Source organism: Salegentibacter holothuriorum (assembly GCF_900168045.1).
GTDB classification, from domain to species: Bacteria; Bacteroidota; Bacteroidia; order Flavobacteriales; family Flavobacteriaceae; genus Salegentibacter; species Salegentibacter holothuriorum.
In genome coordinates, this window is sequence record NZ_FUYY01000011.1 from 40,012 (window position 1) to 51,164 (window position 11,153).

The following is an 11,153-nucleotide window of genomic DNA, read 5'->3' on the forward strand; positions in this document are numbered from 1 at the left end:
AAACTTTTTTAGGAACCACGAAGCACTGTAGGTTATTTGTATTTTAGTTTTATATTAGTAATTGATAAAATATTCCTCTACAATGATTTACAAAACCACCTCCCTGCTCATCTTTTTGTTCCTGTCTTTTAACCTTGTAGCCCAGGACATTAATAAAGAAGATACCCGTTTACTTGCAAAACCCGCGATGAGTGATTCTCAAATCGCTTTTATCTATGCCGAAGATCTTTGGGTGGCTGATAAGGATGGCTCTTCGCCAAAACGTCTCACGGTAGACGATGGAATTGAGTCTAATCCCGTTTTTTCACCCGACGGAAGCCTTATAGCTTTTAATGCTGAGTATGACGGCAATACCGATGTGTATGTGGTTTCCGCTAATGGTGGCGTGCCTGAGCGCCTTAGCTGGCATCCAGGAAGCGACTGGGTTCGTGGTTTTACACCAGATGGTTCTGCTGTTCTTTTCATATCGCAACGCAATGTTTTTACCAGGCGGTTTGCAGAGCTCTTTGAGGTTTCAGTAAACGGTGGCCAGGTTAAGGAACTGGAAATTCCAAATGCTTTTTGGGCAGATTATTCAGATGATGGAAAGTATATTGCTTATACGCCTCTTTATGAAGCCTTTAATCAATGGAAATATTATCGCGGTGGTACGGCCTCCAGAATCTGGATTTATGATACGAATGATCATTCTGTTACAGAAATTCCAAAGCCAGAAAGCGGAAGCAATGATACCAGACCGCAATGGCTGGGAGATAAAGTTTACTTTAGGAGTGACAGGGACGGGGAATTCAATTTGCACAGTTATGATTTGAATTCCAAAGAGGTTAGCCAACATACCAATTTTAAAGATTTTCCGGTTTTAGATCTTTCCGCAGGAAAAGATGAAATAATTTTTGAACAGGCCGGATATCTGCATACCTACAATCCGGAAATTGATAATTCTAAAAAAATCGAGGTCGGGATCGCGACAGACCTTCTTGAACTTCGCCCCCGATTTGTAAAAGGTGATGAATACATACGTAGTGCCTCTGTTTCGCCTACCGCCGCAAGGGTGGTAATGGATTTTAGAGGAGAAATAGTGACCGTGCCCGCTGAAAAGGGAGATGTGGTTAACATAACCGCAACCCAAGGAGTGCACGAACAAGACCCCGCATGGTCTCCAAATGGAAAATTTATCGCCTATTTTAGTGATGAGAGTGGGGAATATGCAATACATGTACACGATCAAGGCGAACAAAAGGAGGCTAGGAAATTTAAACTTGATGGTACAGGTTTTTATGCCTATCCAAAGTGGTCTCCCGATAGTAAAAAGATAAGTTTTGTAGATAATGGTCGTAATCTTTATGTGCTAAACATTGATTCTGGAAAGGTGAAAAAAGTCTCACAAGATGAAAGATATATGCCTGGCGTTTTCCGGGACCTATTTGGCAGCTGGTCTCACGATTCCAACTGGATAAGTTATACCGTAGTTACAGGAACCAGTTTTGAACAGGCCTATGTGTACTCGCTTTCAGAGGATAAATCCTATCCAATTTCAGATGGCTTTTCCAGCGTTTCTAGTCCGGTTTTTGATCCTAGCGGGAAATACCTCTATATGTTGGCTTCTACGGATGCCGGGCCGGTGGTAAATTGGTTTGATCAATCTAACCAGGATATGGAAATGACCAGCTCTATTTACCTGGTGACTTTACAAAAAAATGTGGAATCTCCTTTTGCAAGGGAAAATGATGTTGAAAAAATAGAGCAGAAAGAGAAAGAGGAAGAAAAAAAGAAGAAGGCTGAGGCAGAAGACAAAGAAGTTAAAGCCCCAGACCTGAAAATTGATTTTGATGGGATAGAAAACAGGATCGTGGATGTTCCACTTCCTGCCGGTAAATATGCTAACCTAAGTTCGCCAAAGGAAGGAAATCTCTATTATTTAGCTTATCCTCCTCACCAGCAGAATAAAGGAACTTTAAATATGTATGATCTCAAAGAAAGGGAGAATAAGGAAATAATGCCTGCCACTTCTTACGAGATATCTGCCGATGGCAAAAAGATACTTTATAAGGCAGAAGAAAAATGGGGCATAGCAGAAATTGGAAAAATAGAAGGAAAACGAACGCTTAATACCGGCGATATCCAGGTGAAAATTGACCCTGTAGCAGAGTGGCCAAATATTTTTGATGAGGCCTGGCGAGTTAACAGAGACTACTTCTATGATCCCGGAATGCACGGTGTGGACTGGGATAAAATGAAGGAAAAATACGAGCCTTTTATAGGAGATGTTACTTCCCGAAGCGATCTCTACCGGGTAATGGAATGGATGTTTAGCGAACTTGGAGTTGGACATCACCGGTTCTCCAGTAGAGGTGACAGGCTTCATTCTAAAGAATCTGTAAAAGGAGGCCTCCTGGGAGCAGATTTCAGCATAGAAAATGACAGATATAGGTTCAAAAAGATCTATGGCGGACTTAACTGGAATCCTAATCTACGCTCTCCACTTACCGAACCGGGAGTAGATGTGAAAGAAGGAGATTATCTTTTGGCAGTAGATGGAGAAGAAGTGAAGGCTAGTGATAATATTTACAAGTTATTTGAAAATACTGCAGGTAAAATAGTGATGCTCACCGTAGGTCCTAATCCTAATATGAGAAATTCACGGAAGGTTAAAGTAACTCCGGTAGAAAATGAAATGGCTTTAAGAAATCGCGATTGGGTAGAAAGCAATATTAAAAAAGTACACGAAGCCACCGATGGCCGGGTTGCTTATGTCTACGTGCCAAATACTGCGACGGCAGGGCACGAGTATTTTAAACGTTACTTCTTTCCGCAAGCGAACAAGCAGGCAATTATAGTAGATGAACGTTTTAATGGCGGTGGCCAGTTGGCAGATTATGTTATAGATATTCTTAAAAAACCAGAGCAGGCGCATTGGAGGTTTCGCTACGGAAAAGATCTAAAATCGCCAAGTGCCTCTATACAGGGACCGAAAGTGATGATTACAGACGAAACTGCTGGTTCAGGTGGAGATTATCTGCCGTGGATGTTTAGGAAATTTGATTTGGGCACCATCGTTGGAAAAACTACCTGGGGAGGCCTGGTAGGTGTTTTGGGATATCCTGAATTTATAGACGGCGGCTCTGTTACCGCGCCAAATGTTGCTTTTTATACCGAAGAAGGTTTTAGGGTGGAAAACGAAGGATTGGCACCAGATGTTGAAGTAGAACAATGGCCGGAAGAGGTTATTGAAGGTAGAGACCCTCAACTGGAAAAGGCTATTGAGATTGTGCTAAAACAGTTGGAGGCCAACCCGCCGGGAGAGGTGTCTTCCCCGGTTTATCCTGATAAAACTGACAACTAATATTCTTGCGACTAAACTTAAACACAGAAAGCGGGAATTTGGAGGTGCAAATTCCTGTCTAAAAGTCTTATAAAAATGAATAAACTCATTTGTTTCTTATTACTGCCGATTACCCTGTCATCTTGTAAGAATAAAGAAAGCAAAGCATACGACCTTGTTATTTATAATGCTCAAATTATAGATGTAGAGAATGAAAGTATAAGTGAGGACCAATCAATTTTTATTTCTGACGGAAAAATTGTGGAGGTTCGGAAAGGCATTGATAAAGAAGAATTTGTTGTCGATCGCCTCATTGATGCTGATGGAAAATTTGTGATGCCGGGACTTTGGGATAATCATGTTCATTTTAGAGGCGGTGATACCTTAATAGGCGAAAATAAAGACTTGCTGCCACTTTTTTTAGCCTACGGAATTACAACAATTAGGGATGCCGGTGGCGATATCACTCCGAGTGTCATGGAATGGAAAGATCAAATTGCAAAGGCTGAATTAGATGGTCCCAGGATCTTTAGTTCCGGTCCCAAACTAGATGGCGATAAACCGGCCTGGCCTGGATCTATAAAAGTCACCAGTAAAGCTGAAATTGTTGCTGCACTAGATTCGCTGGAAAAACTTGAGGTAGATTACGTAAAGACCTATGATGGAAATCTTTCCGCAGAAAATTATTACAAGATCATCGAAGAAGCCGAAAAACGCGGCCTAAAAGTCACCGGGCATATGCCAATGAGTGCCGATTTTATGAAAGCGGTATCCCTTGGCCTTGATGGAGCCGAGCATATGTATTATCCGCTAAAACCCTGTTCTCCCGTTGCCGACAGCCTTACTGAACTCGATCTTGGCTACGGAATGATAGAACCGCTAATAGATACTTACGATCCAGAATTAGCTGAGGAGGTTTTTGCTAAAATGAGTGAAGAAAATGTATATGTAACACCCACACTTTATATAGGAAAAACCCTTTCCGAAATTTTAGAGGTAGATCACCGGCAGGATTCATTGCTAAACTATATTGGTCCCGGAATTCAAAAAACTTACCAGGGCAGGATAGAAGGAGCAAAACGAGCAAAAGCTTCCGGTAGTAAGATGCGTGAAAAAATGGAAGAAATAAGTGCCCAAATGATCGAGCCAATGCAAAATGCGGGAGTTAAGCTTTTAGCAGGTTCAGATTGCGGAGCCTTTAATTCTTATGTTTATCCCGGCGAATCTTTGCACGGGGAATTGAATGCCCTTTCTAAAGCAGGCTTAAGCAATGCCCAGGTTATAAAAACTTCTATAATTAATGGGCCGCAATTTCTTGAACTTGAAAATGAGTATGGAAGTATCACTTCAGGAAAAGTGGCCGATATTTTAATTTTGGATAAAAATCCGCTGGAAGATATCGATAATTTGAAAAAAATAAACTCGGTGATCAAAAGCGGTGAAGTTTATGATAGGGAAAGACTGAATAACATGTTAGAAAACTTACGCTAGTATTTGCTGATATACTTTTAGATTTTCATCCGTAACTTGCAAAGAAAAAAGCCTCCTTGCCAAGACCCAAAAAATCATTAGAAGCCAATAAAGTTTCATTTAAGGGAAGTTTCGACTCCCTGAAATTTGTACCGCGATTTTTTAAAGAGATCAGGAAGGTAAATCCCATGCTGTTTTACGCTAATTTATTAGCGAGAACGGTAAATGCCGTACTACCGGTAATTATCCTGGTTGTAGGGAAGTTGATTATTGATGAGGTGGTTTTGCAAATTTCTGCTGAAACCAAAGACCTGGAAAGACTTTGGTGGCTCGTAGCCGCCGAATTTGGTCTGGCTATTTTATCAGATCTAATGAGCAGGGCGATAAGTTTAACTGATGGTTTACTGGGAGACCAATATAGTATAGATACTTCAGTTCGAATAATTAAAAAAACATCAGAGTTAAATTTAGATCAGTTGGAAGACGCTGAATTCTATGATAAACTGGAACGTGCCCGCCAGCAAACTACGGGTAGGGTTGGGTTAATGTCTAATATTCTTACCCAGGCCGAAGACCTAGTGGTGATCTTTACCTTACTTGCCGGGGTAGTAGCCTTTGAACCCTGGCTTATTATATTATTAGTAGTATCAGTAGTGCCCACAATTATCAATGAAATTAAGTTTAGCGGTACCAGTTATTCCCTGGCCCGAAGCTGGACGCAGGAACGTCGGGAGCTGGATTATTTGCGCTATGCCGGTGCCAGTGATGTCACCGCGAAAGAGGTGAAACTGTTTGGTCTTTCAAATTACCTTGCAGACCGATTTAAAAATCTTTCTGATACTTATTATTTAATGAGTAAAAAACTGGCAAAACAGCGTGCCGGTTGGGGCTCGTTATTTAACGTAATAGGGACAGGAGCCTATTATTCGGCTTATCTTTTAATAGTTTTTAGAACGGTAGCGGGAATTTTTAGCCTGGGTGATCTTACTTTCCTTTCCGGGTCTTTTAACAGGTTGAGATCTAAATTGCAGGGCTTTTTCACTCGTTTCACAGCCATTACTGAAAGTGCACTTTATCTTCAGGACTATTTTGAATTCCTGGATCTAAAATATTCTGATGAATCGGAAAAAGAAAAATTACCGCTTCCGAAGAAAATAGTAAAAGGATTTGAGTTTAAAAATGTAGGTTTTAAATACCCTAAATCTGAAGCCTGGGTGGTACGCAATATCAATTTTGAGCTAAAAGCAGGAGAAAAACTGGCTTTTGTAGGCGAAAATGGTGCCGGTAAAACCACGCTTATCAAATTATTACTTCGGTTTTATGAACCTACCGAAGGAGAAATTCTATTAGACGATATTCCGGTAAAACAATATAATCAAACTCAATATCAGAAATACTTCGGAGTTATTTTTCAGGATTTTGTAAAGTTTGAGCTAACGCTGCGGGAAAATATTGCGATGGGTGAAATTGAAGAAATTCAGAACCAGGAAAGAATAGATAGCGCTGCCGAGAAAAGTTTGGCTAAGGAGGTGATTTCTGATTTGCCCGGAGGCTACGACCAGCAGTTGGGTAAACGCTTTAAGCAGGGAAAAGATCTTTCGGGAGGGCAGTGGCAAAAAATTGCCATTGCACGTGCTTATATGAAAGATGCTGAGGTCTTAATTTTAGATGAACCTACTTCGGCCTTAGATGCAAGAGCCGAAACCGAAGCTTTTGACCGGTTTATTAAATTAACCGAAGGTAAAACAGCAGTTATTATTTCACATCGCTTTAGTACGGTAAGAATTGCCGATAGAATTATGGTCTTAAAGAATGGAGCAGTACTGGAAATTGGCACTCACAAAGAGCTGATGGAAAACGATAAACTTTATGCTGAATTATTCAATTTGCAGGCGCAGGGTTATCAATAAAAAAATAGAATGAAAATTAAACACTACGGCATATTTGGAACTGACTTTTCGGTGAAAGGGCAATGGATACAACAACTCTTAATTGGTAATGCTCCGGTTGAATTACAAGAACTGCAGGGAAAAAAAGGATTGCTTTTTTCAAGAGTGGTTTTAAATAAATTTATTGAAGAAGACGCTAAACACGGAAATTCTGTTTTAGTTTTGGATGAAAATCGTTCGTTAAGAACTTTTTCCAGTGGAGAAAAACGAAAAGCTTTACTAAATTATTTACTGGATCAAAAACCGGATTTTCTGGTTTTGGATAATGCATTTGATAGTTTAGATGGAACTTCGGTTAAGGCATTACTTTCAACATTAGAAAGAGTTTCAGCTGAAACCAGCATAATACAATTATTTAAGCGGCAGGAAGATTTATTGCCATTTATAGGTTTAATCTTAAACATCGAGAACGAAGAAATCACAAATTTGATGTCTGTTTTTGAATTCCGGGAAGCTCGGGAACAAATACCTTTTTCAACAATAACAACAATTCCACCGGCACCCGATGTTCTTTCTAAAATCTCCGAGGTTTTAGTGAAAATGAATGAGGTATCTGTTTGGTATGAGGAAAAACCAATCTTAACAGATATCACCTGGGAAATTAGGAAAGGTGACTTTTGGCAACTTATTGGGCCTAACGGATCGGGGAAAACCACCTTGCTTTCTATGATCTATGGTGACAATCCAAAGGCTTATGGTGTAGATTTATATCTTTTTGGAAGTAGAAAAGGTAGTGGTGAAAGTGTATGGGAAATCAAGAAAAAAATCGGTTATTTCTCTCCTTCGCTTACCGAGCTTTTTACCCGAAGGAATACCGTTCTGGAAATGTTAATTTCAGGATTACAAGACAGCATAGGCCTATATCAAAGACCCAGGGATAAAGAAGTTAGACTTGCAAAAGCCTGGTTGGAAGTATTGGAAATGGAATCATTCTCCAAGGCTATTTTCACTGATTTATCTGAGCTTCAGCAAAGAATAATTTTAATTGGGCGCGCTATGATTAAGCATCCGGCTTTGCTTATTTTAGATGAACCCACCACTTCGCTAGACGATAAGAGTGCCTTAGAAATTACTTCGCTCATTAAACTAATTGCTCGAGAAAGTGAAACTGCAATAATTTTTGTCTCACATAGAAAAGAAAAAGGCCTGGAACCAAAAATGGTTTATCAATTAATTCCTACAGAAAATGGATCGAAGGGGGAAATACTACCAGTATAATTGTGGAAAAAATTATATAACTTATATGTGATAATTTCCTTTAAAAAGTGGGATTCTGTACTTTAGCAGGAAATTAAAATCAAGCATTTTGGCAGCCAAAAAATCCGCAAAGGTCACTCCGTTAATGAAGCAATACAATGCCATCAAGGTAAAGTATCCTGATGCCTTATTGTTATTTAGGGTGGGCGATTTCTATGAAACTTTTGGAGAAGACGCGGTAAAAACAGCCAGAATCCTCAATATTATTTGCACCAATAGGAACAACGGAAGCGAGCGCACCGAGCTTGCCGGATTTCCACACCATTCTTTAAATACCTATTTGCCAAAACTGGTAAAAGCCGGGGAGCGGGTGGCTATTTGCGACCAGTTGGAAGATCCTAAAATGACCAAAACCATTGTTAAACGTGGTGTAACCGAGCTAGTGACTCCGGGTGTGGCTTTAAGCGATGAGGTACTTCAGAGTAAATCGAATAATTTTTTGTGCGCTGTTCACTTCGGAAAGAAAATCTTTGGAGTTTCGTTTTTAGATGTTTCTACAGGCGAATTTCTTACGGCACAGGGAAATTCAGAATATATAGATAAATTACTTCAGAACTTTAGCCCTAGTGAGGTCTTGATTCCGAAGAAAAATAAGAAAGATTTTACCCAAATATTCGGTGAAGATTTTCATACGTTCTACCAGGAAGATTGGGTGTTTAAACAGGATTTCGCTTACGAAACCTTAAACGAGCATTTTCAAACCAAATCTTTAAAAGGTTTTGGAATAGAGCATTTGGATGAAGGGATTATAGCTTCCGGGGCTATTTTGCATTATCTGGCAGAAACCCAGCATCGAAAACTGCAGCATATTACCGCCATAAATCGTATTGCGGAAGAGGAATATGTATGGATGGACCGGTTTACCATTAGAAACCTGGAATTGTATCATTCTACTGCCGCCAATGCCGTAACCTTGCTGGATGTGATCGATAAAACAATCTCTCCAATGGGAGGCAGGTTGTTAAAACGCTGGCTCGCGTTGCCTTTAAAGAATGCCGATAAAGTAAAGAAACGCCACGAAGTAGTTGGGTTTTTACTTGAAAATCCTTCGGTTTTAGCTGAAATTCAGCAAAACGTCAAAAAAATAAGTGACCTGGAACGGCTTATTTCTAAGGTCGCTACAGGAAAAGTAACACCTCGGGAAGTCATTCAGCTTAATCACTCCTTGCAAGCCATTATTCCTATAAAAGAGCTTGCGCTAAAAAGTGAAAACGAGGCCATTAAAGTGATTGGGGATAATTTGCATTCTTGCGAGGTGCTTCGGGGCAAAATAACCGAAAGCTTGCACGAAGATGCACCGGTAAATATTTTGAAGGGAAACTGTATAGCCGAAGGTTTCTCAGAAGAACTGGATGAACTTAGAAATATAGCTTTTTCAGGAAAAGATTACCTCGATAATATGCTGAAGCGTGAAACCGAAATTACCGGGATTTCTTCGCTTAAGATAGGCAGTAACAACGTTTACGGTTATTATATAGAAGTTCGCAATACACATAAAGACAAAGTCCCCGATAGTTGGATTAGAAAGCAAACTTTGGTAAACGCCGAGCGTTATATTACCGAAGAATTAAAAGAATATGAAGCCAAGATTCTAGGGGCCGAGGAAAAAATATTGCAGCTGGAGCAGCAGCTTTTTGGCAAGCTGGTAATTTGGATGAACGATTATATTCAGCCCGTACAACAAAACGCGCAACTTATTGCCCAGTTAGATTGTTTATGTTCTTTTGCCGAACAGGCTAAAGCCGAAAATTATTGCAAACCTGAAATTGAAGAAAATCACGATCTAAATATTGAGGAAGGCAGGCACCCGGTTATTGAAAAGCAATTGCCTATTGGCGAATCTTATGTAACCAATAATCTTAGTTTAGATCGCGAAAATCAGCAGGTGATTATGATCACCGGGCCTAACATGAGTGGTAAGTCGGCTATTTTGAGGCAAACCGCGCTTATTGTATTAATGGCACAAATGGGAAGCTTTGTACCGGCAAAGGCGGCAAATATAGGTTTGGTAGATAAAATTTTTACCCGCGTTGGCGCCAGCGATAATATTTCTATGGGCGAGTCGACTTTCATGGTAGAAATGAACGAAACCGCCAGTATTTTGAATAATATTTCTGATCGCAGCCTTGTACTCTTAGACGAAATTGGCCGTGGTACCAGTACCTACGATGGTATTTCTATTGCCTGGGCTATAAGCGAGTATTTACATGAACATCCCGCAAAACCTAAAACACTTTTCGCTACCCATTACCACGAGCTAAATGAGATGTGTGATACTTTTGAACGGATCAAGAATTTTAATGTTTCGGTAAAAGAATTAAAAGATAACGTGCTTTTTCTTCGGAAACTGGTACCGGGAGGTAGCGAGCATAGCTTTGGGATTCACGTAGCTAAAATGGCCGGAATGCCGCAACAGGTTTTACACCGCGCGAATAAAATTCTGAAGAAGCTGGAGAAATCTCATAAAATGCAAGATTCTGGAGAGCTTTTAAAGAAATCGGCCGAGGAAGAGATGCAGCTTAGTTTCTTTAACCTTGATGATCCTATTCTACAAGAATTAAAAGAAGAGGTTTTACATATAGACATAGATACGCTTACGCCTGTAGAAGCTTTAATGAAGTTAAACGAGATTAAAAGAACCTTAGTTGGAAAAGAAAAAGCTAAAACGAAAGCCTAAGCTATTTTCAAAATCGTCATTGAGGAAGGTGTTAGCCTAACGTGGCAATCTGTTCTTTTAAACTTCTATTTACTGGCAAACAGTTAGTTATAAATACGTGGTTTTCTCAGGATTTTATTGAAATAATTTTTTATTTAAGTTTTTCTTTATTTTTTTAAAAAAGCCTTTGACATTATAAGATTTATATTAAATTTGCATCCGCAATACGCTATTGCAGCCACGTTAAATGTGGAAGTTCTTTTAAACACGCGAAAATAGCTCAGTTGGTAGAGCGCCACCTTGCCAAGGTGGAGGTCGCGGGTTCGAATCCCGTTTTTCGCTCATACATAAAATTACCACGCTCGGGTGGTGGAATTGGTAGACACGTTGGACTTAAAATCCAATGGACAATGTGTCCGTACGGGTTCAAGTCCCGTCCCGAGTACTCTCGAAAACCTCTGTATTTACAGGGGTTTTCGTGTTTTTGGACTTCTTTTTT

General features: G+C 39.9%; 5 protein-coding genes and 2 tRNA genes. All 7 read left to right on the top strand.

Translation table 11 applies throughout. The features are described 5' to 3' along the window. Window positions 1-82: 82 nt before the first annotated feature. The 7 genes from B5X51_RS15415 (at window position 83) to B5X51_RS15445 (ending at window position 11,099) form a co-directional block, all read left to right on the top strand. On the top strand, window positions 83-3,343 hold the full coding sequence (locus B5X51_RS15415) for a S41 family peptidase (RefSeq protein WP_079722088.1): 3,261 nt from the start codon (window positions 83-85) through the stop codon (window positions 3,341-3,343). A gap of 75 nt (window positions 3,344-3,418) precedes the next feature. Further along, entirely contained in the window at window positions 3,419-4,813 is a 1,395-nt protein-coding gene (locus tag B5X51_RS15420) for an amidohydrolase family protein (protein WP_079722089.1), read from the top strand. 56 nt (window positions 4,814-4,869) lie between these two features. Next, window positions 4,870-6,702: an ABC transporter ATP-binding protein gene (locus tag B5X51_RS15425; protein ID WP_079722090.1), complete on the top strand. Its 1,833-nt coding sequence runs from the start codon at window positions 4,870-4,872 to the stop codon at window positions 6,700-6,702. A gap of 9 nt (window positions 6,703-6,711) precedes the next feature. Further along, window positions 6,712-7,959, top strand: coding sequence for an ATP-binding cassette domain-containing protein (locus B5X51_RS15430; protein ID WP_079722091.1), 1,248 nt, complete (start codon window positions 6,712-6,714; stop codon window positions 7,957-7,959). Window positions 7,960-8,083: 124 nt separating this feature from the next. Continuing rightward, window positions 8,084-10,675 carry a DNA mismatch repair protein MutS gene (gene mutS / locus B5X51_RS15435; RefSeq protein ID WP_079722095.1) on the top strand — a complete coding sequence of 864 codons (2,592 nt, stop codon included), beginning with the start codon at window positions 8,084-8,086 and terminating at the stop codon, window positions 10,673-10,675. Window positions 10,676-10,923: 248 nt separating this feature from the next. After that, window positions 10,924-10,996: transfer RNA gene (locus B5X51_RS15440), tRNA-Gly, on the top strand. Between the two features lie 18 nt (window positions 10,997-11,014). Continuing rightward, window positions 11,015-11,099 (top strand) — tRNA-Leu (locus B5X51_RS15445). Window positions 11,100-11,153 lie beyond the last annotated feature (54 nt).

Bases quoted from the DNA above. Each gene is read 5' to 3' on its own strand.
- B5X51_RS15415 (WP_079722088.1), top strand. From the start codon at position 83: ATGATTTACAAAACCACCTCCCTGCTCATCTTTTTGTTCCTGTCTTTT.
- B5X51_RS15420 (WP_079722089.1), top strand. From the start codon at position 3,419: ATGAATAAACTCATTTGTTTCTTATTACTGCCGATTACCCTGTCATCT.
- B5X51_RS15430 (WP_079722091.1), top strand. From the start codon at position 6,712: ATGAAAATTAAACACTACGGCATATTTGGAACTGACTTTTCGGTGAAA.
- mutS (WP_079722095.1), top strand. From the start codon at position 8,084: ATGAAGCAATACAATGCCATCAAGGTAAAGTATCCTGATGCCTTATTG.